21 protein-coding genes are annotated in these 26095 nt (G+C 62.3%); 9 read left to right on the top strand and 12 right to left on the bottom strand.

Translation table 11 applies throughout. From position 1 onward, the window contains the following. Positions 1–59 precede the first annotated feature (59 nt). From rsmG to erpA, 6 genes are all read right to left on the bottom strand, one after another. Positions 60–707 carry a 16S rRNA (guanine(527)-N(7))-methyltransferase RsmG gene (gene rsmG, locus BC443_RS14160; RefSeq protein WP_071232469.1) on the bottom strand — a complete coding sequence of 216 codons (648 nt, stop codon included), beginning with the start codon at positions 705–707 and terminating at the stop codon, positions 60–62. Next, a complete protein-coding gene (gene mnmG / locus BC443_RS14155) occupies positions 704–2599 on the bottom strand; it encodes a tRNA uridine-5-carboxymethylaminomethyl(34) synthesis enzyme MnmG (protein WP_071232468.1) in 1896 nt (631 codons plus the stop codon). The genes rsmG and mnmG overlap by 4 nt, the downstream gene beginning before the upstream one ends. A gap of 772 nt (positions 2600–3371) precedes the next feature. Next, positions 3372–4163: an amino acid ABC transporter ATP-binding protein gene (locus BC443_RS14150; protein WP_071232467.1), complete on the bottom strand. Its 792-nt coding sequence runs from the start codon at positions 4161–4163 to the stop codon at positions 3372–3374. Further along, entirely contained in the window at positions 4160–4828 is a 669-nt protein-coding gene (locus BC443_RS14145; protein ID WP_071232466.1) for an amino acid ABC transporter permease, read from the bottom strand. The genes BC443_RS14150 and BC443_RS14145 overlap by 4 nt, the downstream gene beginning before the upstream one ends. A 139-nt stretch (positions 4829–4967) precedes the next feature. Beyond that, positions 4968–5741, bottom strand: a complete 774-nt coding sequence (locus BC443_RS14140) for a transporter substrate-binding domain-containing protein (RefSeq protein ID WP_083387421.1) — start codon at positions 5739–5741, stop codon at positions 4968–4970. A 240-nt stretch (positions 5742–5981) separates the two neighbouring features. Continuing rightward, positions 5982–6335, bottom strand: coding sequence for an iron-sulfur cluster insertion protein ErpA (erpA, locus tag BC443_RS14135; protein WP_071232465.1), 354 nt, complete (start codon positions 6333–6335; stop codon positions 5982–5984). A gap of 284 nt (positions 6336–6619) precedes the next feature. Here erpA and BC443_RS14130 point away from each other — a divergent pair, with 284 nt between their 5' ends. From BC443_RS14130 to BC443_RS14110, 5 genes are read left to right on the top strand one after another with little or no spacing between them, the layout of a single operon-like run. Continuing rightward, on the top strand, positions 6620–8371 hold the full coding sequence (locus tag BC443_RS14130) for a chloride channel protein (RefSeq protein WP_071232506.1): 1752 nt from the start codon (positions 6620–6622) through the stop codon (positions 8369–8371). Between the two features lie 22 nt (positions 8372–8393). Then, positions 8394–9221, top strand: a complete 828-nt coding sequence (locus BC443_RS14125; RefSeq protein ID WP_071232464.1) for a hydroxymethylpyrimidine/phosphomethylpyrimidine kinase — start codon at positions 8394–8396, stop codon at positions 9219–9221. Between the two features lie 2 nt (positions 9222–9223). Further along, positions 9224–9934 (top strand): thiamine phosphate synthase, encoded by a 711-nt coding sequence (gene thiE, locus BC443_RS14120; protein WP_071232463.1) that lies wholly within the window; start codon positions 9224–9226, stop codon positions 9932–9934. Between the two features lie 21 nt (positions 9935–9955). Continuing rightward, entirely contained in the window at positions 9956–11245 is a 1290-nt protein-coding gene (hemL, locus tag BC443_RS14115; RefSeq protein ID WP_071232462.1) for a glutamate-1-semialdehyde 2,1-aminomutase, read from the top strand. Between the two features lie 32 nt (positions 11246–11277). Then, the gene (locus BC443_RS14110; protein WP_071232461.1) at positions 11278–12840 is read left to right on the top strand and encodes a bifunctional aminoglycoside phosphotransferase/ATP-binding protein; all 1563 of its coding nucleotides are present in this window, start codon (positions 11278–11280) and stop codon (positions 12838–12840) included. A 64-nt stretch (positions 12841–12904) separates the two neighbouring features. On the opposite strand, the gene BC443_RS14105 is transcribed toward BC443_RS14110, so the two are convergent. Further along, positions 12905–13582: a LuxR C-terminal-related transcriptional regulator gene (locus BC443_RS14105; RefSeq protein ID WP_071232460.1), complete on the bottom strand. Its 678-nt coding sequence runs from the start codon at positions 13580–13582 to the stop codon at positions 12905–12907. 438 nt (positions 13583–14020) lie between these two features. On the opposite strand from BC443_RS14105, the gene rdgB reads away from it, so the two are divergent. The 4 genes from rdgB (at position 14021) to rlmJ (ending at position 17559) form a co-directional block, all read left to right on the top strand. Next, positions 14021–14653, top strand: coding sequence for an RdgB/HAM1 family non-canonical purine NTP pyrophosphatase (gene rdgB / locus BC443_RS14100; protein ID WP_071232459.1), 633 nt, complete (start codon positions 14021–14023; stop codon positions 14651–14653). Further along, positions 14653–15861, top strand: coding sequence for a radical SAM family heme chaperone HemW (gene hemW / locus BC443_RS14095; RefSeq protein ID WP_071232505.1), 1209 nt, complete (start codon positions 14653–14655; stop codon positions 15859–15861). Before rdgB ends, hemW begins: the two co-directional genes overlap by 1 nt. Before the next feature lie 78 nt (positions 15862–15939). Then, the gene (locus BC443_RS19250; protein ID WP_071232504.1) at positions 15940–16617 is read left to right on the top strand and encodes an OmpA family protein; all 678 of its coding nucleotides are present in this window, start codon (positions 15940–15942) and stop codon (positions 16615–16617) included. An 87-nt stretch (positions 16618–16704) separates the two neighbouring features. Beyond that, a complete protein-coding gene (gene rlmJ / locus BC443_RS14085; protein WP_071232458.1) occupies positions 16705–17559 on the top strand; it encodes a 23S rRNA (adenine(2030)-N(6))-methyltransferase RlmJ in 855 nt (284 codons plus the stop codon). 77 nt (positions 17560–17636) lie between these two features. Here rlmJ and ggpS read toward each other — a convergent pair whose 3' ends face one another. From ggpS to yidC, 5 genes are all read right to left on the bottom strand, one after another. Further along, a complete protein-coding gene (ggpS, locus tag BC443_RS14080) occupies positions 17637–19919 on the bottom strand; it encodes a glucosylglycerol-phosphate synthase (protein WP_071232457.1) in 2283 nt (760 codons plus the stop codon). Positions 19920–20062: 143 nt separating this feature from the next. Further along, positions 20063–21430 (bottom strand): MFS transporter, encoded by a 1368-nt coding sequence (locus tag BC443_RS14075; RefSeq protein ID WP_282097211.1) that lies wholly within the window; start codon positions 21428–21430, stop codon positions 20063–20065. A 137-nt stretch (positions 21431–21567) separates the two neighbouring features. Beyond that, positions 21568–22647, bottom strand: a complete 1080-nt coding sequence (locus BC443_RS14070) for a biotin/lipoate A/B protein ligase family protein (RefSeq protein ID WP_071232455.1) — start codon at positions 22645–22647, stop codon at positions 21568–21570. A gap of 188 nt (positions 22648–22835) precedes the next feature. Then, positions 22836–24206 (bottom strand): tRNA uridine-5-carboxymethylaminomethyl(34) synthesis GTPase MnmE, encoded by a 1371-nt coding sequence (mnmE, locus tag BC443_RS14065; RefSeq protein WP_071232454.1) that lies wholly within the window; start codon positions 24204–24206, stop codon positions 22836–22838. A gap of 133 nt (positions 24207–24339) precedes the next feature. Beyond that, complete coding sequence (gene yidC, locus BC443_RS14060; protein ID WP_071232453.1) at positions 24340–26028, bottom strand: membrane protein insertase YidC; 1689 nt, start codon at positions 26026–26028, stop codon at positions 24340–24342. Positions 26029–26095 lie beyond the last annotated feature (67 nt).

The raw sequence follows: 26095 nt of genomic DNA, 5'->3' as shown, positions 1-26095 counted from the left end.
TAACGCTAAATCGGCATTGGCGTCGAGGCCGCTGTTCTCATCCCCCGCTCGGGACGCGTCTATCGTCGATGGCCTGCGCCGTCTACCCGGCCGAGACGAAGCAGCTGCCGTTCAGCGTCATCGACACCGGGTACCGACAGGGCGAGACGTTCGTGCACCACGACATGGGCCGGCACGGATTCGAGTTCACGGGGCTCGAGGCCCCCCTTCATCGCCAGCCACTCGCCGCCTTCGGCCAGCAAGGGTTCGGTAAGCCCGATGAAATCGCCCAGCGAGGCGAAAGCGCGCGAGATGATCTGGTCGAAAGTGGCGTCGAAGGCTTCGACCCGAACCTGCTCGCAGCGCACGTTATCGAGCCCGAGTTCCATCACCGCCTGCCGCTGGAAACGCACTTTCTTGCCGTTGCTGTCCAGCAGCGTGACCTGGAGTCCGGGATCCAGAATGGCCAGCACCAGCCCCGGAAACCCGGGCCCGGAGCCCACGTCCAGCAAGGTGGGGCCGTTCACGGTAAAGGCCACGCTGGCGCTGTCCAGCAGATGGCGGCTGACCATCGCCTCGGGCGAGCGTACTGCGGTGAGGTTATAGGCGCGATTCCACTTGTGCAACAGCGCGAGCAGCGTCAGCAGCCGCTCGCGCTGTCGGCGGTCGATCTCGACGTTCAGTGCCGCCAGCCCCTCGTCCAGTCGGCGTTCGCAAACCGGTGTCATGCGCTCAATGCCTGGCTGTCGTCGATCAAGCGACGCTTCTTGAGATGGATCAGCAGAATCGAGACGGCGGCCGGAGTCACGCCGGAAATGCGACCGGCCTGGCCCAGCGTCTGCGGCCGCGCCTGCTCGAGTTTCTGGCGAATCTCGTTGGAGAGACCCTCGACCCTGGCGTAGTCCAGCGATTCCGGCAGCGGTGTCGCCTCGTGACGTCGCAGACGATCGATCTCGTCCTGCTGGCGCGCGATATAACCCTCGTACTTGGCCTCGATCTGCACCTGTTCGGCGACGGGCTCTTCGCTGACGGCCTCGCCCTTGAGCGAGGCCACGTCGGCGTAGGTGAGCTCGGGCCGCTTGAGCAGATCCATCAGGCTGTACTCGCGCGCCAACGGCTGTCCGAGTTTCTCTGCCACGCGCTCGGCCGCCGGCGTTTTCGGCTGGACCCAGGTCGAACGCAGCCGGGCGCTCTCCTGCTCGATCTGGTCACGCTTGGTGGCAAACGCCGACCAGCGGTGATCGTCGACCAGGCCCAGCTCGCGACCGGTGGGGGTCAGGCGCAGGTCGGCGTTGTCTTCGCGCAGCAGCAGCCGGTATTCGGCCCGCGACGTGAACATCCGATAGGGCTCCTGCGTGCCCATGGTGATCAGGTCGTCAACCAGCACGCCGAGATAGGCCTCGTCGCGCCGCGGCCACCAGGCGGGTTCCCCCTGGGCACGGCGAGCGGCGTTGATGCCCGCCAGCAGCCCCTGGGCGCCGGCTTCCTCGTAACCCGTCGTGCCGTTGATCTGACCGGCGAAGAACAGGTTGTGGATAAATTTGGTTTCCAGCGAGTGCTTCAGATCACGTGGATCGAAGAAATCGTATTCGATGGCGTAGCCGGGCCGCGTGATATGCGCGTTTTCCAGTCCGGTAATCGAGCGCACGACCTGTAGCTGAACGTCGAACGGCAGGGAAGTGGATATCCCGTTCGGATAGAGCTCGTGGGTATCCAGGCCTTCGGGCTCGATGAACACCTGATGGCTGGTCTTGTCGGCGAAGCGGTGGACCTTGTCCTCGATCGATGGGCAGTAGCGCGGCCCCACGCCTTCGATCACGCCGGAGTACATCGGCGAACGGTCGAGATTGGCGAAGATGATCTCGTGGGTTCGCTCGTTGGTATGCGAGATATGGCAATCGACCTGGCGCGGATGCTGTTCACGGTTGCCCAGGTACGACATCACCGGCAACGGCGTGTCACCGGGCTGTGGCTCGAGCCTGGAGAAATCGACGCTCTTGGCGTCGATCCGCGGCGGCGTCCCCGTCTTCAGCCGATCGACCCGGAACGGCAGCGCACGCAGACGTTCGGCCAATGCGTTGGCCGGCGGATCGCCGGCGCGACCGCCCGCATGATGATCCAGCCCGATGTGGATCACGCCGCCCAGGAAGGTACCGGTACACAGCACCACGGTATCCGCCATGAAGCGGATGCCGGTCTGGGTCTGGACGCCGACGACGGTGTCGTTTTCCACAATCAGATCGTCGACACCCTGCTGGAACAGCGTGAGATTTCGCTGGTTTTCCAGGATGCCGCGAATGGCGGCCTTGTAGCGCACGCGATCGGCCTGGGCGCGGGTGGCGCGAACCGCCGGCCCCTTGCGGGAATTGAGCACACGAAACTGGATGCCGGCCAGGTCGGTTGCCTGTGCCATGGCACCACCCAGGGCATCGATCTCCTTGACCAGATGGCTCTTGCCGATCCCGCCGATGGCGGGATTGCAGGACATCTGGCCCAGCGTCTCGATGTTGTGCGTCAGCAGCAGAGTGCGCGCGCCGGCACGTGCCGCTGCCAGAGCGGCTTCGGTACCGGCATGGCCACCGCCGATCACGATGACCTGAAAACGGTCGGGATACTCCACGGTTTACCTCACGAGGTGCTGGAAACGAGTAGCTCGAACAGGCACCCGACAGTGAATGAATCTCGAAAAGCCGCCCAGTATAAACCTCCTGTGGGTAACCGTCAGGGGTTTTCCACACCCGATTGGTTTCAGCCCACCAGCCAGCAGAGTCATTACTAAATAAAGAGAAATATATAAAGAAGTTCTGTTGTGGTAGTAACTGATGGTGTGGACATTTTCGGTGGATAAGTCGAATTACCCTATGTCTTCTAACGACTTGCATTGTTATCCGATTGTTTGAAAAGCCTTGGGGAGGCTGCTGACAACGGCGTTGGTTCCTGTGGACAGAAGATCGCTTTGTGCACACCGCCGTTCGAGCACCGGTTGTCCACCGCCGCATACGCCAACTGTTACCGCGGTGGTCAACAAACCGCGAATTCTCCGCCAGCGCCGGACGAATCAGGGTTACAGCCGGATAGGCAAAAAAACTATCCACAGGCGGAATAAATCGGTTGGGATAACCGTGAACGACGAAATCAGCTCTGCTCGACCTGATTTTCCGATCTCAAGTTGAACGGATGGCTCGGTCGTTTTCGCTTGGGCGAAGACAGGAAGCACCAGGGTTCGACGAAGCAGACAGGCAATGACGGGAATGGAGAAGCGTGGTTCGGCGGCAGAGCCGAGGGTACTGGAGGGGAAACGGGATGGTTGTCGGGAAAGGTCGTCGAGAAAGGCAGGCACCGGGTATGCCACCGGTGCCCGCGGTTTTCGAACGTTTCAGCCCGCGTTCGAATCAGTGCTTGAGCACTCGTGAAAGAAACGCTTGCGTACGTTCGTGACGGGGATGATCGAATAGCTGCTCCGGCGGGCCCTGCTCGACGATCTGGCCATCGTGGACGAAGACCACGCGATCGGCGACCTCGCGGGCGAAGCCCATCTCGTGGGTGACGATCATCATGGTCATGCCGTCGTTGGCCAGTTCGCGCATGGCGTCGAGCACCTCACCGATCATCTCCGGATCCAGGGCAGAGGTAGGCTCGTCGAACAGCATCAGCCGCGGCTCCATGGCCAGCGCTCGGGCGAGCGCCACACGTTGCTGCTGGCCGCCGGAGAGCTGGGTCGGATACTTGTCGGCCTGATCGGCAATGCCGACCCGTTCGAGCAGCTTGTCGGCGATGGCGTTGGCCTGTTCGCGCGTCACGCCGCGGACCTTGCGCGGCGCCAGCGTGACGTTGTCGCGGATCGACAGATGCGGGAACAGGTTGAACTGCTGGAACACCATGCCGACTTCGGTGCGCACCGCCTGCAGCGACTTGCCGCTGGCGCCGTTGGGCATCAGGGTCTTGCCATCGACTTCGATACGTCCGGACTGGAAGGGTTCGAGCCCGTTGACGCAGCGGATCAGGGTCGATTTTCCCGAGCCGCTGGCGCCGATGATCACCACGACTTCGCCGTGGGCCACGCTGAGATCGATCTCCTGCATCACGTGCAGTCTACCGAAGTGCTTGTCGACCTTGTCGAGCCGTGCGATCGGCGACGCCTCCGCCGCCTGGTCGGTGTCTTGACTGGTTACGCTATCGTTCATCCCACCAACCCCTTGCGTTCGAGCAGACTCAGAGCCAACGACAGACTCAGGGTGATCGCCAGGTAGAGCAGGGCGATCATGAAATAGACCTCCAGCGCGGTGAAGGTATTGGCGATATAGACCTGACCCTGGCGCACCAGCTCGCCGACACCGATGACCGAGAACAGCGAAGTGTCCTTGATGCTGACGATGCCCTGATTGCCCAGCGCCGGGATCATGCGGCGCAGTGCCTGAGGCCAGATCACGTAGCGAAAGGTCTGGGGCGGCGACAGCCCCAGCGACAGTCCGGCTTCACGCTGCCCCCGTTCGATCGATTGAACGCCGCCGCGCACGATTTCCGAGATGTAGGCACCGGCGTTGAGCGCGATGGCGGCGATACCCGCCGTCAGCGCATTGATGGGACCGCCGAGCAGCGTGGGCAGGCCGTAGAAGATGAACAGCACCTGGACCAGTACTGGCGTGCCGCGGAACACCTCGACATAGACCACGGCGGGCCAGCGGAGCCAGCGCGTGGGGCCGATTCGCATCAACCCGAAGAGGATCCCGATAAGAAAGCCGATAGCCAGACCGGCGAAGGAAATGAGCAGGGTGTAGGGTAGACCCTTGAGTAGAAACGGCAGAGAAGCGATTGCCGCCTGCCAGTCGAACTGGAAGTTGAACTCCACGGGGTATCTCCGTTTGGCAACGAGATGAAAGACCTCACCGCCATGCGATGAGGCCTTTCAGAACTGCTTTTGCAGTCACGGTAACCACAAAAAACGGGGCCAACGCTTGTGGCGCCGGCCCCGGGTCAGGTTCGATCGATCATTTGGCGTCCGGTGCTGCGCCGAACCACTTTTCGTGAATCTTGTCGTAGGTACCGTCTTCGTGCATGGCCTTCAGTGCTTCATTGGCAGGTTCGACCCACTGGCTTCCCTTGACGAAGGCGATGCCGTACTGCTGACCTTCATAGAGCGGGCCGGCGGTCTTGACCTTGCCTTGGCCCTTGGTCTTGGCGAAATAGCCGACGTTGGGCGCATCGTAGAAGACGGCATCGGCGCTGCCGCCCATCAGGGCCATGTACATGTCTGAGCTGCCCGGATAGGGCGTGATCTCGGCATCGTCGCCAAGGTTTTTCTGCAGATAGTCGTAGCTGGTGGAGCCGATCTTGGTGGCAATGCGCTTGCCTTCCAGGTCGTCCAGCGAGTCGATGTCGCTACCGTCGGATACCAGGATTCGCAGCCCGGAATCGTAGTACGGGTCGCTGAAATCGACGATCTGCTGGCGCTCGTCGGTGATGGTGATGCCAGCGATCGCCAGATCGACGTTGCCGGTCTGCACGGCGGGGATGATGCCGTTGAAGTCCATGGTATTGAGATCGACCTTGAAACCGGCGCGGTCGGCGATCTCGTGCAGGATATCCATATCGAAGCCAACCATCTTGCCGCTGTCCTGATCCATCATTTCGAACGGCACGAAGCTGGGGTCGGTGACGGCCTTGAGCGTGGTGTCCTGTGCCGAGGCTAGACTGGAGGCACCCAGGGCGAGGGCGAGGGTGGGAATGGCGAGCCATTGGCTCGGGGTCATATTGTTTTTCATAGATTCCTCTAGTCATTGTTCGATTTGGACAATCGACCACTACCTTGAGGAAAGTTGTTACTAAACGTCAAGTCGACCTAGGTGTCGTTCGACAATGCCGCGTTCGCCGAATGCGTGAGAATCGTGGCACGAGGCTCGTAGACTCGGACCTGCGTCCGAGTCGTTTTCTCGGTTTCGCCTTGGTCATGCTCCGGTTCGAGCGGCGCTCGAATTTCTCGGCTTGAAACCCTGCCTGGTCTTTCAGACCGAGAACGAGGCGCCGCACCCGCAGGTAGACTGGGCATTGGGATTCTTGATGATAAAGCGAGCGCCGGCCAGACCTTCCTCGAAATCCACCGTCGAGCCGACCAGGTATTGGTAGGAGAGAGCGTCCACCACCAGGCCGACGCCATCGTTGTCGATCACGGTATCGTCCTCGGCGGTCTGGTCTCCGAGATCGAAGCCGTATTGAAACCCCGAGCAGCCACCGCCGGTCACATAGACCCGCAGTTTCAGGGCCGGGTTGTTCTCTTCGGCGATCAGTGCCTTGACCCGCTTGGCAGCGGCATCGGTGAAGAACATCGGGGTTGGAGCGAAAGACTCCACTGTGCTCATCGTCACGCTCCCGTGCGTGCCGGTCATGACGAGACCGGCTTATCGAAAATGAGAGGGCGGAATCCGCCCGATCTGGTGCCCATTATCGTTAATACCGAGTAAAAGGGTCAACTAATGGGCGCCATCGCGTTCGAGCGCCGCCGGCGTCCTCCACTGTCCGAGGTGGAATCGGTGTATGATGTCATTACCGTTAACCGCTCGCACGGCGTGGCTGTCGGCCTCGACAGGTATCGCGCACGAAAGACGAGCGATCCGGATCGGGCAAGGAGAGGGGTTTGTCACGCGTGCCGCGGTTCGTCCCACGCCTCAATCTCGAACGTTTTCGACGCCAACTGGCGAGCGTCGATGCCATGCCGCAACTCTGCCTGCTGGGCATTCTCGCCGGTATCCTGACCGGCACCGTCATGGTCGTGTTCCGTCTGCTGCTGGAATTCGGCGCGCTGTTCTTCATTCCCGGCGACAATCCGGAAGCCTTCGAAACCTTGCCGCCGGCATTTCGTGCGGGCCTGCCGCTGATTGCCGTCGCTCTGATCGGAATATGGCTGTGGCCGCAGCCCAATCGCGCGCTGAAGATGGGGATCGGACACGTCATCGAGCGTCTCGCCTACCATCAGGGCAAGATGCCGCTGCGCAACTGGATCAATCAGTGGTGGGTCGGCGTCATCTCGGTCATCGGCGGGCTGTCGGCCGGCCGCGAAGGCCCGGCGATCCATCTCGGTTCCGCGGCCTCGAGCTGGATCGGCTCGCGTCTGCGTCTGCCCCACAACAGTCTTCGCGTACTGGTGGCGTGTGGTACGGCGGCGGGGATTTCCGCCTCGTTCAACACGCCGATCGCTGGTGTCATCTTCGCCATGGAAGTGGTGATGATGGAGTACACCATTGCCGGTTTCATGCCGGTGATCCTCGCTGCCACCATGGGCGCGCTGGTCTCCTGGACGGTCTATGGGGCCGAACCGGCGTTCAGTGTGCCGCCATTGCAGCTCAATTCGCTGCTGGATCTGCCCTGGATCGTGTTGACGGCGCTGGTCGTGGGCGTGCTGGCTGGCGGCTTCGTGCGTCTGGCGCAGGGGCATGCGTCGATTGCCCGAATCCCGTTTGCCCTGCGTCTGGCCATCGTCGGTTCGCTGACCGGGGCCGTGGCGTGGTGGTATCCACAGGTGCAGGGGATCGGCTACGACAGCCTGGAACAGATGCTCAACGGGCCAATGGCCCTGGATGTGCTGCTGGTATTGGCAGTGGTCAAGCTGGCACTGACCGGAATCTGCGTAGCCGGTGGCGTCCCGGTGAGCGTGATCGGCCCGATGCTGGTTTCGGGGGCCGCCGTGGGCGCAGTAATGGGAATGGTTGGTGGTGCACTGCTGCCGAGCGTGGTCACGACGCCGGATCTCTATGCCGTGCTCGGCATGGCGGCGATGATGGGAGCTGCCCTGCAGGCACCGCTGGCCGCCCTGCTGGCGCTGCTGGAGCTGACCCGCAACTCGGCGATCATGCTGCCCGGCATGCTGGCGGTGGTAGTGGCGGTACTCACCGCTCGCCAGCTCTGCCGCTGCCAGGGATTCTTTTTATCCAGCCTCAACCAGCAAGGGCTTCATCCGTTGCAGCAGCCGTTGATGCAGGCGCTGTCACGGGTCGCCGTGCCGGCCGTGATGGAGCGTAATCTGGTGCGCACGCCCCGGGTCATCGACCACGACCGAGCCAAGGCGCTGCTCGATTCCAAGCCGACCTGGCTGGTGATCATGCAGGAAGACAGGGACAAGCCGCCGCTGGCGATGAAGGCCGCGCATCTGGCGCGGGTGCTGCACGACGAGGCGTGGCTCGCGGAGCATGAGCAGATCGATCTCGAGGAAGTGCCCGGCCAACGGCTCGAGCTGGCGCCGGTGCATCTGGAAGCGACGCTGTCCGAAGCCTACGACACGCTCAACGAATCCGGTCTCGACGCGCTCTCTGTGGAGCACACCACGGCGCCGATGATTCGCAAGATTTCCGGTATCATTACTCGCGAGGCGATCGAGAACTATTATCGACGTAAGCGCTGACGAACGTCCCGAGGAGGGCATCATGATTCGCTACGACGACAAACCCGTGGTGATGATCCTGGCGGGCCACGACCCCAGCGGCGGCGCAGGACTGGTTGCGGATGCCGAGGCGGTGAGAGGTTGCGGCGGCTGGCCGGTGACCGTGCCCACGGCGATGACCGTCCAGTCGACCCGCGACGTGATCAGCGTCGAGCCCTGCAGCGGCGATTTCGTCCGCCGTGCAGCGCGCGCTCTGTTCGACGATTTCCGCATCGCGGCCATCAAGGTGGGGCTGATTCCCAATCTCGAGGTGCTGGAGGCGGTGATCGATATCGCCCGGATGCGCCCCGGCACGCCGCTGATCGTCGATCCCGTCATTCGCAGCGGCGGCGGTTCCGAGTTATCCACACCCGCTTTGCTCGAGCCGATGCGTCACCGGCTGCTACCCCTTGTGGATATCTTGACGCCCAACCGGCGCGAGCTGACGCTGCTCTCCGCCAGCGCCGATGCCGACGAAGTGGCGCGGGTGGTGGAGGTGATGTCGCTGGGCTGCGCCGCAGTCCTGGTCACCGGCACCGATCCGCTGGACGGGGAAGCTACGGCGGGCAACGTGGTGCATACCCTGCACACCCCGGAGCTCAATCGTCAGTGGCAGTGGCCCCGTCTGCCGGCCGACTATCACGGGTCGGGATGCACGCTGGCCTCGGCACTGGCGACCCGACTGGCCGCCGGCGAGGGTCTGGCCGCGGCCTGTGCCCAGGCTCAGCGGTTCACCTGGGATACCCTGGACAACGGTCTGGCGCTGGGCCAGGGCCAGTATCTGCCGGACCGGGTCTGGCGCGCACCCGACTTCGATGCCACGCTGGAATGATGATGCCGACACGCTCGAATCCATCGGCCCTGAACGGGCTCTACGCGATCACCGACAGCCATCTGCTGCCGGATGATCGAACCCTGCTAGCTGGCTGCGAAGCGGCGCTGGAAGCCGGTATCGTGCTGCTGCAGTATCGCGACAAGTCTGCCGACACGAATCGGCGCCAGCGGCAGGGCGACGCGCTGGCGGCACTCTGCGAACGCCATGCGGTGCCGCTGATCGTCAACGACGATCTCGAGTTGGCATTGCGACTGCAGCAGCGCTGGGGAGACGTCATCGGCCTGCACGTCGGTCAGGAGGATGTCTCGCTGGCGGCTGCCAGACAGCGGCTGGGCGGCCGCGCCATCATCGGTGCGACCTGCCACGATTCGCCGACGCTGGCGAGCAAGGCGGCCGATGCCGGCGCCAGCTACCTGGCATTCGGACGCTTCTTCGCCTCCCGGACCAAGCCGGAAGCGGTGCCAGCGCCGCTGTCGATACTCGACGAAGTCGCGCCACTGGGGTTGCCGCGAGTGGCGATCGGCGGTATCGATGCGGGTACCGCAAGTCGGGCTCGTGCGGCGGGCGCCGAGATGCTGGCGGTGGTCCATGCTATTTTCGGTGCGCCGGATATCGCCCGCGCGGTGCGTGAACTCAATGCCACTATCGCCGACGCGTCCTTACCGAATTCCGTCATCGATGGAAAGCCTGACATCGATCGATGTCGGTAGAACTTTGCTAGAGAGAACACCATGACGACATCCGCCGAACTGTTCGAACGCGCCTGCCGGCATATCCCCGGCGGCGTCAATTCCCCTGTACGTGCCTTCAAGGGCATGTCGCAGCCGCCGGTCTTCGTCGAGCGCGCCCAGGGCGCCTATCTGTTCGACGTCGAGGGCAAGCGTTACATCGATTACGTGGGCTCCTGGGGGCCGATGATCACGGGCCATGCCGATCCGGAGGTGCTGAATGCGGTTCGCGAACGCCTGGACAACGGCCTTTCCTTCGGGACGCCGACGGCGATCGAGACCACCATGGCCGATCTGATCTGCGAGATCATTCCCTCCATCGACATGGTGCGAATGGTCAACTCCGGCACCGAAGCGACGATGTCGGCAATCCGCCTGGCACGGGGCTACACCGGGCGCGACAAGATCGTCAAGTTCGAGGGCAACTATCACGGCCATTCGGATTCGCTGCTGGTGAAGGCGGGTTCCGGTGCACTGACCCACGGCGAGCCCAGCTCCCCTGGGGTGCCGGCCTCGTTGGCCGAGCATACGATCACGCTGGCCTACAACGACATCGAAGCCGTGCACGAGTGCTTCGAAGCCATGGGCGAGCAGATCGCCGGGATCATCGTCGAGCCGGTGGCCGGCAACATGAACTGCATCCCGCCCCAGCCCGGCTTCCTGGAGGCCCTGCGCGAGGTATGCGACAACCACGGCAGCGTGCTGATCTTCGACGAGGTCATGACCGGCTTCCGCGTGGCGCTGGGCGGCGCTCAGGCCCATTACGGCATCACGCCGGATCTGACCTGTCTGGGCAAGATCGTCGGCGGCGGCATGCCGGTGGGTGCCTTCGGCGGCAAGCGCGACATCATGGAGCAGATTTCCCCGCTGGGGCCGGTGTATCAGGCCGGCACGCTGTCGGGCAACCCGCTGGCGATGGCGGCCGGTATCACCCTGCTCGGCAAGGTACGTCAGCCCGGCTTCCACGAGGCGCTTTCCACCCGCGTGGAAACCTTGTGCGAAGGTCTCGAGGCGCGTGCCCGCGATGCCGGTATCGATCTGGTCACGCAGCGCGCCGGGGGCATGTTCGGGCTATTCTTCACGGCGCAGCAGCGGGTCGACAACTTCGGCCAGACCATGGCTTGCGACGCCCAGGCATTTCGCGATTTCTTTTCGCACATGCTGGAATCCGGCGTCTATCTGGCTCCTTCCGCGTTCGAAGCCGGATTCATGTCGAGCGCGCATACCCACGACGATATTCAGACGACCTTATTGGCCAGCGAGCGGGCGTTCGCCGCCATGCGTCAGCCATGAGACACGAACGCGACTGACAAGGGAGACGACGCATGAGCCGAACGCTGATACAGGCGCTCAAGGAGAGTGATTGTTTCGATCATCCGATCGGCGCCGTCGAAGTGTTCGAAACCCCCATCTCCTGGGTGGTATCGACGGGCGACTACGCCTACAAGATCAAGAAATCGCTGGACTACGGCAGTTTTCTCGATTTCTCGACCTTGGAGAAGCGACGTCGCCTCTGTGAGCAGGAAGTCGCGCTGAACCGTCGCGTGGCGCCTGCGCTCTATATCGGCTGTGTCGCGATCTCGGGGTCCGAGACGTCGCCGCGGGTCAACGACGACAGCGCGCCGATCGAGTACGCGGTCAAGATGCGCCAGTTCAGCAGTCGCCATCTGCTGAGTTCGCTGCAGGCCAGCGGTGAACTCTCGGCGGAGCTGATCGACGATCTGATCGACCAGCTCGTGGCGCTGCATGAGTCGGCGCCCAGCGTGTCCGGCGATAACCCGCTGGGCTCGCCTTCGAGCATTCGCGACATGCTGGTCAACGAGTTCGAGACGATCGAGCCGCTCCTGGAATCGCCGCAGGACCGGGAGCAACTGGCCAGGGTCAGGACACTAACGCTGGAGAGTTTTTCGCGGCTCGAACCCATACTCGAGTCACGCTGGAAAGGCGGCTTCATTCGCGAGAGCCACGGTGACATTCACCTGGGCAACGCGGTGCGCTTCGAGGGCAAGGCGATCCTGTTCAATGGCATCGAGTTCAACGATCGCCTGCGCTGGTGCGACGTCGCCTGCGAACTCGCCTTTCTGATCATGGATCTGGAAGCCCGCGGCGAGCACGAGTTCGCGCACTATGCGCTCAATCGGTATCTCGAGCTGTCCGGGGATTATCAGGCGGTCCGCCTGCTCAACTTCTACAAGCGCTACCGGGCGCTGTTGCGGGCACGGATCGAACTGGTCAGGGATCACGACGCCGGCATGATCGATGACCTGCCCGGGGGCGAGCCCATCGAGGTCTTCCGTCGTTATCTGTCCATGGCTCAGGAATACAGCGAGTTCCGCTTCCCTTACCTGATCCTGGCGGTCGGTGTCTCCGGCAGCGGCAAGAGCCGGTTCACCGAGGAGATCGTGAGGCGTCTGGGCGGGGTACGGATCCGGTCCGATGTCGAGCGCAAGCGTCTATTCGACTTCACGGCGGCGCCCGACGACGCTGATGCAGTCTACAGCGAGCAGGCCACCGACCAGACCTATCGGCGTCTCGCCGAATTGACGGGCACGGTACTCGAAGCCGGTTTGCCGGCGTGTATCGATGCCACCTGCCTGTTGCAGGAACAGCGCAAGCGGCTTCGGTTCGAGGCCGAAAAGCGCGGGCTTCCCGTCTTGATCGTCAGTTTCGAAGCGGACCGGGCGACACTGCGGGCCCGCATCGTCAAGCGTGCCAGACGTAGCGGAGAACCTTCGGAAAGCAGCCTTGCGATTCTTGAACAGCAACTGGAACGCTTCGAGCCGTTTGCCAGCGACGAGACGACCCATCTCGTGCATCTCGACACGACGGCACCGGACGCCAATCTGACACTGGCTTCGCTGATCCAGGAACGCATGCGGCTGAACTGAAAAATCCACAGGGAGACCTTACCGGTCTCCCTGTGGATTGAAATCGGGGTATTGCTACTTGCTTTCAGCGGCGTCCGTTGGCGTAGCGTGAAGCCATGACCGGAATCGTACCCAGATTCTGTCGCGCCCAGTTGGTGGCCTGGATGCGGTTGTGAACATTGATCTTGCGGAACAAGTTGTAGAGATGCGACTTGACCGTGTGCTCGCTCACGAACAGCTTTTCTGCGATTTCCGTATTGCTGGCACCCGACACTAGCAGGGTAACGATCTCCAGCTCACGTCGCGTCAGGCCACATACCGGTCGATAGGTATTGACCTGCTGGCGACGGTAAAAGTCTATCAACATCGCGGAGAGCGGCCGAGAAATCCATAGCTCGCCTTCCAATAGTTTGACAATACCTTTACAAATAAGCTCGAGATTGTCCTGCCGGTAGAACACGCCACGCAGGTGGATACCGATCAACAGTTCCATGACCTGCTTGTTATCGCGAACATTGAAGGCTGACAGAATGATCGCGTTATTTTCTTCGGCTCTGGTATTCCAGGCCAGTAAGTCCTTTTCCTGAACGTGATCTCCATCCAGCAGGACGAGGACGTGGCGCCCTTCGGCCACCGGAAAGCGCTCCTGGGGGCTGAGTGCAGAGACGCGGCACCCGGTTTTCTGGTAGATATAGTCCAGAAATAGTACAGACTGAGAGTTACAATCCGTAACAAGTACGATATCGGTGTTTTCGGTGTTCATGGTCTGATCCCTTCGAAGGATTTTAATTAGTCTTGTACACTTTTCGTTGTGGTTCCTGGCTAGGTAATCGACTGCTTTCCGCGATTGTTGGAGCCCAATAGTGTTAATAAAACCCATGCGTTGTAAATGTAGGGCATCTAAGTTTTCAAAGCGTGACACACCAAGAACAATTAAGGGGTTTGTAAGTGCTTGACAATTACTCTGAAAATCATGGGTTTATAGGCAACTTTACAAGCCTGATTTAAAAAACATCGTTTCCATTCCCAGAAAAAGCACGCTTTTCTTTCTACAGAACGGGAATGACCAGCAGGCAATTTTTCGAGTTTTCTCATCACTGGCGGTAGTGGGAACTTCATGGTCAATGTCGCGGGGTTGCTATGCTCTGATCGTCGTGCCCCGTAAAATGACCGTTTTGGCAGGAGACTCTGACAGGAGCCCATGAGCGTGCAGATTGATAACCTGGTCGTAGCCAGTGGCAACCGTGGAAAACTGGCTGAATTCCAGCAGCTACTAGGCCCGCTCGGTCTGCGTGTCCAACCGCAGTCGGATTTCGGCGTGACCGATGTGGAAGAGACCGGACTGACATTCGTCGAGAATGCCATCCTCAAGGCGCGAGCCGCCGCCCGTGCCAGCGGGTTGCCGGCGTTGGCCGACGATTCCGGGCTGGCAGTCGACGCACTGGCAGGGGCACCGGGCATCTACTCGGCCCGCTATGCCGGGGAAGCGAACAACGGCGAATCCAAGGATGCGGCCAACAATGCCAAGCTGCTAGCGGCACTCAAGGATGTCCCCGAAGGGGAACGCACGGCGCGTTACTGGTGTGTGCTGGTCTATCTGCGGCATGCCGACGATCCCGTGCCGCTGATCGTCCAGTGCGACTGGAAAGGCGACATCCTGGCGTATCCGCGGGGTAATGGCGGCTTCGGCTACGATCCGCTTTTCTGGATACCCGAATGTGGCATGAGCGTCGCCGAACTCAGCGCCGAGGAGAAGAACCGCTTGAGTCACCGGGGACGTGCGCTGCAGTCGCTGATCACGCAGCTCAAGGAATCGGGACAGGTTTCGGAATGATGGCTTTGCCGCCGCTGGCGCTCTACATCCACGTGCCCTGGTGCGTGCGCAAGTGTCCGTACTGCGATTTCAATTCGCATGGCGTGGGTCACGGCGCGGCGCTGCCGGAGTCCCGTTACGTCGAAGCGCTGCTGGCGGATCTCGATCACGACCTGCCGGCGGTTCAAGGCCGCGAGATCGTCAGTATCTTCATTGGCGGCGGGACGCCAAGCCTGCTCTCTCCGGCGGCCTACCAGCGCCTTTTCGATGGCCTGCGCGCGCGGCTGGCCTTCGCTTCGGATATCGAAATCACCCTGGAAGCCAACCCCGGCACGGTGGAGCAGGGCCGCTTCGAGGGCTACCGCCGGGCGGGAATCAATCGGTTATCCATCGGCGTGCAGAGTTTCGCCGCCGCACAGCTCGAAGCATTGGGTCGCATTCACAATGGTGACGAGGCGGTGCGGGCAATGCGCAGCGCTCGGAATGCCGGGTTCGACAACGTCAATCTGGACCTGATGCACGGCCTGCCGGGGCAGACGCTGGAGACGGCGCTGCAGGATATCGAGACGGCGCTGGCGCTCGAGCCCACCCACCTGTCGTGGTATCAGCTGACGCTGGAGCCCAATACCGAATTCTTCTCCCATCCGCCGGCGCTGCCCGATGAAGAGCGGCTGTGGGATATCCAGGACGCCGGTCACGAACGGATCGAGGCAGCCGGTTTCTCCCGCTACGAGATTTCCGCCTACGCCCGGCCCGGGCGGCAGGCGCGCCACAATCTCAATTACTGGCGTTTCGGTGACTATCTCGGTATCGGCGCCGGTGCGCACGGCAAACTTTCCCGGGTCGACTCGGCAGGGAAGTGGTGTATCGAACGTCGCTGGAAAACGCGCCAGCCCGACGCCTACCTGCGCCGTCTCGACGACCCGCGCGGCTTCGTGGCCGGTGGTCAGGAAGTGGACGACCAGGCACTGCCGCTCGAGTTTCTGATGAACGCCTTGCGCCTGACCGAAGGCGTGAGCGCCGAGGATTGGGTAAACCATACCGGTCGGGCATTGTCTGAACTGACGCCTCGCCTGGAGCCGGCGCGACAGAAAGGACTGTTGATGGAGACGCCGTCGCGTCTGCAAGCGACCCCGCAAGGCCTGTTATTCTTGAACGACCTGCTCGCGCTGTTCGATGAAGCGCATTCGACCAACGGCGTCGATCCTCGAACGAGGGCCGAGCAGTGATGGATTCGTCGTCACGTTTTCTGGCGACAGGTAAGACGTGATGATTTGCCAGCAAGGAGTTCCTCAAGCATGAAGATGATGAAAAAAACGTTCTGGTTGTCCATTCCGCTCGCCGTGGCGGTTGGTGTGACCGGCTGTGCTTCCACCGGTACCGATGGCCAGCAGCAGAGCAGCGGCAACACCAAGACCTGGAGCGGTGCCGGCATTGGGGCGGTCGCCGGGGCGGTCGCGGGCGCATTGACCGGCGACGGCGGCAGCAGCACCCGGGATCGCGCCTTGATCGGTGCGGCGGCCGGTGCGGCGATCGGCGGCGGAGTCGGCGCCTACATGGATTCCCAGGAGAAAGAGCTGCGCAATCGCCTCGACGGTACGGACATCGGCGTCGAGCGTAACGGCAACGATCTGATCCTCAACATGCCGAGCAGCGTGACTTTCGACGTCGACGCCAGCGATCTGAAGACGGCAGCACGCCAGGCGCTCAACGACGTCAATGCGGTGCTGCGCTCCTATCCGGAAACGCGCATCAACGTGGCAGGCTATACCGACAGCACCGGCTCCGACAGCTACAACCAGACGCTGTCCGAACGGCGTGCGCAGTCGGTGGCGACCTATCTCGAACAGGGTGGCGTCGATGGCGGGCGCATCAACGCTGTCGGCTACGGCGAGTCGAACCCGGTCGCCAGCAACGACACCGAGGCGGGCCGTGCCCAGAATCGTCGCGTCGAGATCACGCTGACGCCGACACAGCAGTCCTGAGACCCAAGGCCGTCCCGAGACGGCCGATGATCGGTCTCGAATCCGGGCGTGGCCAACAGCCACGCCCTTTTTGATGGATGGATCCCCATGCTTGCCTACCAGCACGCCTATCATGCCGGCAATTTCGCCGACGTCCATAAGCACCTTGGCTTGCGGCAACTCGTCCAGGCCATGATGAAAAAGTCTTCCGCCATCAGCTTCGTCGATACCCATGCCGGCCGGGGGCTCTATCCGCTGGCCGCGCCGGAGACGCAGAAACTGGGCGAATATCGCCAGGGCGTCGAACGGCTATGGCAGCGTCGTCGCGGTATTCCTGCCGGTTCGCCGGTGGGTGAATGGCTGGCGGCGCTGGCGACGTTGCAGCCAGGTGCCGAGCTGAGCCGATACCCCGGCTCGCCCTGGTGGCTGGGTTCGGCGCTACGTCCGCAGGATCGGCTGACGCTGTTCGAACTGCATCCGGGTGAACACCAGCACCTGGCCGATCAGGCCTTGGCGACCGACAGCGCCGTGCAGCGGCGGCAGGCGGATGGCCTCAAGGGGCTGGTGAAAGGATTGCCGGTCTCCACGCCGCGGCTGTGCGTACTGATCGACCCGAGCTACGAACGCAAGGCGGAGTATGACGAGGTCGCCGAGACGTTGCGTCAGGTGGTACGCAAGGTACGTCATGCGGTGGTGCTGGTGTGGTATCCGCTATTGCCGGCGGGGCGCCACCAGACGATGCTGGCAACGCTGCGAGAGGCTGGCATTCCCAAGCTGTGGCGTAGCGAACTGCAGATCCGGGAACCGATCGCCGACCGCGGCATGTATGGCAGCGGCCTGCTGATGCTCAATCCGCCGTGGCAGCTGGATCGGGAGCTCGATGGCGCCTTTTCCACGCTGGCCCCGATGCTTGCCGATGGCGCCAGACATCATGGCGAGTGGTGGACGGCCGAGACTTCCTAGCTACGGGCTACGGGCTACGGGCGCCACTTGCATTGGCAGCAAGTGGCAATCACCGTTTTTTCGCGGCTCGCGGTGCGTCAGGCCAGGCCGGTAGTCGTGGGGTTGACCGGACTTTCGGTGCCCGCCGGCTCTTCGCCCTTGATGGCAGCGATGAATTCGTTGCCCCAGCGGCGGATATCGTTGTAGCTGACGATATCGTTCAACTGACGTAGCCGCGCCTCCGCCTCCGCGCGAGGCAGGTTGAGGCCCAGATAACAGGTCCGGGCCAGATCGTGGAGATCGTGCGGGTTGGTCAGAATGGCGCCTTTCAGCTCGGCGGCTGCGCCGGCGAATTCCGACAGCACCAGCACGCCACAGCCCTGGGTCAGCCCCTGGGTCGCCGCGAACTCCTTGGCCACCAGGTTGAGGCCGTCACGCAACGGGGTGATCCACATCACGTCGGCCATGGCGTACCAGGCGACCACCTCATCGAAGGGGAAGCCGCGGAAATAGAACTGCACCGGGGTCCAGCCGACGTCGGCGAAGCGGCCGTTGATATGACCGATGGTCTGCTCGATCTGGGTCTGCAGCTCGTTGTAGATGGTCATTTCCCGGGCGGCAGGCACGCAGATGCTGACCAGCGTCACCTTGCCGCGTAGTTCGGGGTTCTCGTCGAGCAGAAGCTCGTAGGCCTGGAGTTTCTCGAGGATGCCCTTGGTGTAATCGAGTCGTTCCACCGACAGGATCAGCTTGACCTTGCTGAACTCTTCTCGCAGCTCGGCCATGCGCGAGCTGGCGCCTTCCTGATTCAATGCATTCTTGATCCGATCGATATCCAGCCCGACCGGATGCGCGCCCAGGCGGACGACGCGGGAGCCGGTATCTACGGCCGTGGTCATGGTCTCGAGGCCGACGGCGCAGCCGTAGGTCAGAAACCGCGGCGCGCAGCTCTGTCGGGACAGCGTGCTCAGCGGCACGACACCGCGGGCGACATCGACGAAGTTCTCGACCTGGCGCGGGATATGGAAGGCGACATAGTCGCACTGCAGCAGGCTGCCGATGATCTCGCGGCGCCACGGCAGCACGTTGAAGACATCCGCCGAAGGAAAGTAGGTGTGATGGAAGAAGGCGATGCGCAGGTCGGGACGCATCTCGCGCAGATAGGCCGGCACCATCCACAGGTTGTAGTCGTGAATCCAGATCAGCGCGCCCTCGGCGGCCTCTTCTGCAGTGCGTTCGGCGAAGGCGCGGTTGACCTCGCAATAGACTTCCCAGTCATCCTCGCGGAAATGCGCGCGTTCCCAGAACGTGTGCAACGTCGGCCAGAACGCCTCCTTGGAGAAGCGCTTGTAGAAGGTATCGACCTGGACCTTGGTCAGCGGCACGCGGGCGGCGGTCAGCAGTGGGTACTGTTTGGCGTCGACACTGGTGTGGGTCACGAAATCCTCGGCATCGTCCTCCTCGTGGATCGACCAGGCGATCCACGAGCCCCGCTGATTGGCGAAGAAGCTCAGCAGCGTCGGGATGATGCCGTTGGGGGAAGTCGGGCGACGGCGCTGGATCTTGCCATCGACCCGGTACTCTTCGTAAGGCAGCCGGTGATAGACCATCACTAGTTCGGCTTTGCCGGTCTGCGTCTCGTCGCGACGATTCTCCGCCGCCATGCCGTGAGCCCCGAGGAAACCGAAGTGGGCGAACGCTTCGATGATGCCGGCACAGCCCGCTTTTTCGGCGTGCATGACGCGGGTCTGATTCTGTGTCTGCTCGAGCAGGGGCGGTTCCGACCCGCCGACGCAGACCGACTTGAAGCCGGCGGTGAGCATGGCGAGATCGTTCATGGTATCGCCGGCGACCAGTACATCCTCGCCGTCGATTTCCAGCCATTCGACCAGTTTCTGCAGACTGCTGCCCTTGTTGACGCCTTTGGGCAGGAAATCCAGATAGCGCCCGGCCGAGTAGAGCATCTCGCAGCCCAGTTCCGCTGCCAGCCCGGCCAGCGCTTCGTCCCTGGCGCGCTCGGGTGGGCAGTAATAGGAGCAGCGACGCAGCTGTGGCTCGTCCTGGCGCACCACGTCCGGGAAGCGTTGCATGGCGCTGGCGACACGTGATTCGCCCGGCCAGCGGGTTTCGATTTCGTTCTGCAGTGGCTGGATCGGCTGCAGGCTGTCACCGAAGTAGAGGCTGGCGCCCACGTCGGCGACGATATAGTCCGGTTGCGGTAGCGTGGGGTCGGACAACAGCGGCAGAATCGCCTCCAGGCTGCGGCCACTGATATAGGCCAGCTTGATGTCCGGGTGCGCGGCGATGGTCTGATAGAGACTCAGGCGGGCTTCGGCGTCACCGCCGAGAAAGGTGCCGTCGAGATCGGTTGCAAGTAGCATGTTTTCCTCCTGCCCGGCCTTCGGTGCCGGGGCGATTTTCCCTGCGCGAGCGGTTCGTGCGTTCGTCGAATGACTTGGCATAGGGTCTGTCGCCGTTCCGGCGCGACCGTGCATGAAACGGCAACAGACCCCTGGATTCAGGATCAGGCCTTGCCGGCCATCTCGACGATTCGCTGGCGTTCGTGCTCTTCGTAGAAGCTGGGGTCGGCGAACAGATCCTTCTGAATGTCGTCGTACATCATTTCCAGGGCCTGGCTACTGGTCGGTGTCATCGGTTCGAAGTGGGCCGTATCGCCGCTGACCAGAACCGAAACACGGCGGCGACGATAAATGGCGTAGCCTGCGAGAAGAACCATGATCGTGGCGATGTAGAGCGGTAACCCCTGGTCGCCGACGTTGTGCATGATCACCCCGGCCAGGATCGGAGCGACGGCGCTACCGGCACCCTGAACGACCAGCATATCAGCTGAGCCGGCCACGATTTCGTCGGGATGCAACTGATCGATCAACTGGGCGACGGCAATCGGATAGATCGAGAACGACAAGCCGCCCCAGATGAAATATAGCCCGAGCAGCGTTATTTGATTGGGCGCGAACGGCATGGCAGCGGCAGCGATCGCGGCGAGCATCACGACATAGGTCATGACGCGGGGACGATCGTGAGTATCGGAGAACCGGCCGATGGGGATCTGCAGCAGGGCGCCACCGACGATGGCGCAGCTCATCACCACGCCGACACCGGCGACATCGAACCCGACACTGCGGGCGTAGACCGGCGTCAGCGTCCAGAACGCGCCCATGGCAAGCCCTGACATCGCCGAGGCAGCAACGGCCAGCGGGGCGAACCCCAGCAGTGCCTTGAGACTGCTCTTGGGTCGGGCGGGGATGACGGGCTGGCTGCGCTTGGTGATCGTAATCGGCAACAGCGCCCAACTGATCAGGATCGACGCGAGCGCGAACAGCAGGAAGCCATCGGGACTATCCAGGCGCAGGATCTGCTGGGCGATGGCCAGCGCGCCCAGGTTGACCACCATGTAGATGGCAAACACTCGGCCACGCTGATGGCTGGCAGCCTGGCTGTTGAGCCAGCTTTCGATCACCGTCATCAAGGTGATGAAGGAAAGGCCATAGATCACTCGGAGACCCAGCCACACCCAGGGATTGATGAATATCAGGTGAAGCAGCGCAGCCGAGGCACAGAGCCCGGCACAGAATGCGAAGGTACGGATGTGGCCCATGCGTTTGATCAGCCGGCCGCTGATCCAGGTACCGCCAATGAAGCCGATGAAGTAACCAGACATGATGATGCCGATCAGGCTGGTCGAAAAGCCTTCGTCGGCGCCACGCAGTGTCAACAGGGTATTGATCAGACCGTTGCCGAGCAGCAGTAACGCTACGCTCCCCAGCAACGCGCGGATGGGTCGTAACAACGACCACATGGCTTTCTCCTTGCGGTTGCCCGAGTCATTCCATGCAGTAAGCGTGCCAGGGACGGGGGTGTTCGGGGAAATCGCATTTATTATAATACGATATTATCGAATTAAGATTATAACCATGACCCATATTATTGGATGGCGTGCACCTGGATGGTGCGCTCTAGCTGACCCGATTCAGCTTAGCAGCCTGACGCCGTGCTGACCGCGACGAATCAAGGCACGCGACGTGTCCACGCCTCGCTGCCGAACTTGTCCTTCGCCAAGGTGTGTGCCGCATCCAGCTCGTCTTGCGTGAGCGATTCCGACATCAGTGTGAAACGGGCGGCGAACGAGTCGATCATGCGCTGAATGATCTCCTCTCGCTCGAGACCGGTCTGGCGCTTGAGCGGATCGACCCGCTTGCCGGCGCTGGTGGTGCCTTTGTCGGAAAGCTTTTCGCGGCCAATCCGCAGCACCCGGGTGAGCTTGTCGGCGTCGATATCGTAGGCCATGGTGACGTGGTGCAGCACCGCGCCGTTGATTCGCTTCTGGGCGGCGCCGGCGATCTTGCCGCCCGGCGAGGTGATGTCGTTGATCGGCACGTACCAGGCATTGATACCCATGTCGCCCAGCGCCTGAATGACCCAATCGTCGAGAAAGGCGTAGCTTTCGACGAAGGTGAGCCCCTGGACCAGCGTTTCCGGCACGATCAGCGACCAGGTGATCGTATTGCCGGGCTCGACGAACATGGCGCCGCCGCCGCTGATACGGCGAACGACCTCGATACCGGCGTCGCGCGCGGCATCGAGATCGACTTCGTTGGCCAGCGACTGGAACACGCCGATGATGATCGCGGCGCGATCCCACTCCCACACGCGCAGTGTCGGGCCGCGGCGTCCCGCCGCCACTTCGCGCGTCAGCACTTCGTCCAGGGCCATGTGAAGGAGCGGTGATTCCGGCTCGCGGTGAATCAGGCCGAACCGGTGATCCCGCCAATCCGAGGTTCGCGAGAGGGCACGACGGATCACGGTAGCGATGGCCGGCACGGACAGCCCGACCATTTCGGTCTGTGGCGGAAGCGCGGATTGAATTCTGGCGATCAGGGTATTGGCATCGGCATCAATTGCCGCGCCCTCGAGGGCACCATCGATCGCCTCCAGCGCCTCATCGGGCTCGAGGAAGAAGTCGCCGGACAACTGCACCGAGGCCAGCCGCCCATCGCGGACGGTGACGTCCGCCACCAGCAATTTACCGCCCGGTACCTTGTATTCACCGTGAAGGATCGCTTCGCGATCATGATCCGACTGCGCCATTCTGTCTCCTGGGCCAGGCTGTTCGATATCGACAGTATAGTCACAAGGTATCTGGCGCCTGACGTGACCGGCGCTCGTTGTCAGAAAGGTGGTGGACTCACGTTGGGCCCGGGTGATGGGGCGATGCCCGGGCAGGCGGATCGGCCGGCTCCCGCCTGCTCCGGGCTGGAGTCGACCAACCTGCGGCTTTATTTCCCGATGCAGAAGCTGCCGAAGATTTCGCCGAGTAGGTCGTCGGCGGTGAATTCGCCGGTGATCTCGTTGAGGGACTGCTGGGCGTCGCGCAGGTCCTCGGCCAGCAGTTCGCCGGCGGCGGCGCCTTCGAGCTGCGCGGTACCGTTGGTCAGCGCCCGGGCGGCGCGCTCCAGCGCATCGAGATGACGGCGGCGGGCGGAGAAGCGGCCTTCGGTGGTGGCATCGAAGCCCATCACCGCCTTGAGATGCGTTTTCAGGTTATCCACACCCGCACCGGTTTCCGCCGATATCCGGATGACCGGAGGCGTTGTGGACAAATCAAAGTCGCTGCCTTCGCCGCTCTGGTCGATCTTGTTGCGCACCAGCGTCAGCCGGCCGGGATCGGGCAAGCGTTCGACGAATTCTGGCCAGATCTCAACGGGATCGAGCGACGCCGTCTCGCGACCGTCGACCAGCAGCAGCACCCGATCCGCTTTCTCGATTTCCGCCCAGGCGCGCTGAACGCCGATCTTTTCCACTGCATCCGGCGTGTCGCGCAGCCCGGCGGTATCGATCACATGCAGCGGCATGCCGTCGAGATGGATATGCTCGCGCAGCACGTCGCGGGTAGTGCCTTCGATCTCGGTGACGATGGCGCTGTCGCGTTCGGTCAGGCGGTTGAGCAGGCTGGACTTGCCGGCATTGGGACGACCGGCGATGACCACGCTCATGCCCTCGCGCATCAGCGAGCCCTGATTGGCGGCGGCGCGGACGGTCTCCAGCGTCTGCCTCAATGTCGCCAGCTTGGCGGCAACCACACCGTCGGCGAGGAAATCGATCTCTTCCTCGGGGAAGTCGATCGCCGCCTCGACGTAAAGACGGAGTTCGATCAGCTCGCTGACCAGTTGTGAAACGCGCTGCGAGAATTCGCCCTGCAACGAGCGCAGGGCATTTTCCGCCGCGGCGCGGGAGCTGGCATCGATCAGATCGGCGATCGCCTCGGCCTGGGCCAGATCGAGCTTGTCGTTGAGGAAGGCGCGCTCGGAAAATTCGCCAGGCCGCGCCAGCCGCGCGCCCAGTTGCACGCAGCGTTCCAGCAGCATGTCCATCAGCACCGGGCCGCCGTGACCCTGAAGTTCCAGCACGTCCTCGCCGGTGAAGGAGTTGGGGCCGGGAAAGTAGAGCGCGATGCCTTCGTCGATGACGCTGGCGTCGCCATGAAACGGACCGTAGTGCGCGTAGCGAGGCGTCGGCTGATGCCCGAGAATGGTCTCCGCCAAGGCTTTGGCCGACGGTCCCGAGACGCGGACGATACCGACGCCGCCGCGTCCGGGCGGCGTGGCCAGGGCGGCAATGGTGTCCTGTCGGTAGAGCGGCATGTTCATGGCAGTCTCCGGTCGGGGGATCGAGGGTGGCCATTGCCGTTCGGCAAGCCTGGCCGAGTATTGTCCGGGGGCAGGTATCAAAACGCCAGACCCCCGCCGGGGCGGGGGTCTGGAAGTGCGACGAACGTCAGCGTCAGCCTTTGGCTTTCACGGCCTTGCCGCCGCCGGCGTCTTCCTTCAGCACCTTGTTGGTGATGAACCACTGCTGAAGGATCGAGATGCTGTTGTTCACGATCCAGTAGATCACCAGGCCAGCCGGGAACCACAGGAAGAAGAAGGTGAAGACGATCGGCAGCATCTTCATGATCTTCGCCTGCATCGGGTCCGGCGGGGTCGGGTTGAGGAATTGCTGAAGCAGCATGGTGCCGCCCATGATGATCGGCAGGATGAAGTACGGATCCTTGGCCGAGAGATCGTTGATCCACAGCATGAACGGCGCATGGCGCAGCTCGACCGACTCCATCAGCATCCAGTAGAGCGCGATGAACACCGGCATCTGAATGACCATCGGCAGGCAGCCGCCCAGAGGATTGATCTTCTCCTTCTGGTAGAACTTCATCATTTCCTGCGACATCTTCTGGCGATCGTCGCCGTACTGCTCCTTGAGCCGCTGCATCTCCGGGCCCATCTTGCGCATCCGCGCCATCGACTTGTAGGCCTTGGCGGCGAGCGGGAACAGCACGATCTTGACGCAGACGGTCAGCAGGACGATGGACCAGCCCCAGTTGCCGATCAGGCCATGGATCTTCTCGAGCAGCCAGAACAGCGGATTGGCCAGGAACCACAGCCAGCCGAAGTCGACGGTCAGCTCCAGATGAGGCGCCACGGCTTCGAGGCGATCCTGCACCTTCGGGCCTACGAACAGCGTCGCGGCGAGTGTCGCCTGCTGGCCGGGCTCGATGGTCTGGTTGGGGCCGGCGAAGGCGGCGACCGTGCGATCGCGATTGTCGACGCTGCCGTAGTAGAGGTTCTGCTGGTCGGCGTCCGGAACCCAGGCAGAGGTGAAGTAGTGCTGGATCATCGCGACCCAGCCGCCTTTCACGTCACGGTTCTGGAAGTTGCCACTGCGAATGTCTTCGAAGTCGACCTTGCTGTAATTCTCGTCCGGAGAGGAGAACGCCGCACCCAGGAAGGAATGCATACCGACGCCGGAGCCGTTGGTGGGGTCTTCGCTCTGATCACGCGCCAACTGGCCGATGAAGCGTGCGGTGACCGGTTGCTGGCTTTCGTTGTCGATCAGATATTCGACCTTGATGGCGTAATCGTCGCGATTGATGACGAAGCGCTTGATGATGTCGACACCGTTGACGCTACCGTGCAGATCGACGTTGATCGAGTCCTGACCTTCACTGAGCTGGTAGCTGTTCTGATCGGCGGTGAACGGGATGCGACCCGAATGCCCCTCGATCTGCAGCCCGGACTTGGCCACGTAGCTGCGCACGTTGTTGTCGCTGAGCAGAACGAAAGGCGTATTGGAATCGAGCGCCTGATCATGGCCGAACAGCGCGGCATAGACGATATCGCCGCCGTTGGGATTGATGCGCAGATCCAGCACGTCGCTCTGGACCTGAATCAGGTTGCTGCCTCGGGCCGGATCGGCGCCGGCGGGCATGTCATCCTGGATCGGCTTGGCATTGCCGTTGCTGTCCGTCGGTGCGGACAGGGCGCTGCCTTCACCATTGTCGCTGTTACCCGATGACGCTGCCATCTCCGGCGCCGGGTTGTTCACGACGTTCTGACCATAGTCTTGATTCCACTGCATGATCAGCAGATAGGCCAGCACGGCCAGCGGAATCACGAAAAGGAGTCGTTTCAAATCCATATAGAGGTCTGCCCGGTAAGGGAATGGGTCAGTGGGCGCCGGGCATCGGCAGTCGACCGGCAAAATT

Source organism: Salinicola sp. MIT1003 (assembly GCF_001858555.1).
GTDB classification, from domain to species: Bacteria; Pseudomonadota; Gammaproteobacteria; order Pseudomonadales; family Halomonadaceae; genus Salinicola; species Salinicola salarius.
This window is presented reverse-complemented; position numbering and strand designations above follow the sequence as displayed.

Excerpts from the sequence above, each read along its gene's own strand:
- rsmG (WP_071232469.1), bottom strand. The coding sequence starts at position 707 with ATGACACCGGTTTGCGAACGCCGACTGGACGAGGGGCTGGCGGCACTG.
- BC443_RS14150 (WP_071232467.1), bottom strand. The coding sequence starts at position 4,163 with ATGAACGATAGCGTAACCAGTCAAGACACCGACCAGGCGGCGGAGGCG.
- BC443_RS14140 (WP_083387421.1), bottom strand. The coding sequence starts at position 5,741 with ATGAAAAACAATATGACCCCGAGCCAATGGCTCGCCATTCCCACCCTC.
- erpA (WP_071232465.1), bottom strand. The coding sequence starts at position 6,335 with ATGAGCACAGTGGAGTCTTTCGCTCCAACCCCGATGTTCTTCACCGAT.
- BC443_RS14125 (WP_071232464.1), top strand. The coding sequence starts at position 8,394 with ATGATTCGCTACGACGACAAACCCGTGGTGATGATCCTGGCGGGCCAC.
- thiE (WP_071232463.1), top strand. The coding sequence starts at position 9,224 with ATGCCGACACGCTCGAATCCATCGGCCCTGAACGGGCTCTACGCGATC.
- hemL (WP_071232462.1), top strand. The coding sequence starts at position 9,956 with ATGACGACATCCGCCGAACTGTTCGAACGCGCCTGCCGGCATATCCCC.
- BC443_RS14110 (WP_071232461.1), top strand. The coding sequence starts at position 11,278 with ATGAGCCGAACGCTGATACAGGCGCTCAAGGAGAGTGATTGTTTCGAT.
- BC443_RS14105 (WP_071232460.1), bottom strand. The coding sequence starts at position 13,582 with ATGAACACCGAAAACACCGATATCGTACTTGTTACGGATTGTAACTCT.
- rdgB (WP_071232459.1), top strand. The coding sequence starts at position 14,021 with ATGAGCGTGCAGATTGATAACCTGGTCGTAGCCAGTGGCAACCGTGGA.
- hemW (WP_071232505.1), top strand. The coding sequence starts at position 14,653 with ATGGCTTTGCCGCCGCTGGCGCTCTACATCCACGTGCCCTGGTGCGTG.
- BC443_RS19250 (WP_071232504.1), top strand. The coding sequence starts at position 15,940 with ATGAAAAAAACGTTCTGGTTGTCCATTCCGCTCGCCGTGGCGGTTGGT.
- rlmJ (WP_071232458.1), top strand. The coding sequence starts at position 16,705 with ATGCTTGCCTACCAGCACGCCTATCATGCCGGCAATTTCGCCGACGTC.
- ggpS (WP_071232457.1), bottom strand. The coding sequence starts at position 19,919 with ATGCTACTTGCAACCGATCTCGACGGCACCTTTCTCGGCGGTGACGCC.
- BC443_RS14070 (WP_071232455.1), bottom strand. The coding sequence starts at position 22,647 with ATGGCGCAGTCGGATCATGATCGCGAAGCGATCCTTCACGGTGAATAC.
- mnmE (WP_071232454.1), bottom strand. The coding sequence starts at position 24,206 with ATGAACATGCCGCTCTACCGACAGGACACCATTGCCGCCCTGGCCACG.
- yidC (WP_071232453.1), bottom strand. The coding sequence starts at position 26,028 with ATGGATTTGAAACGACTCCTTTTCGTGATTCCGCTGGCCGTGCTGGCC.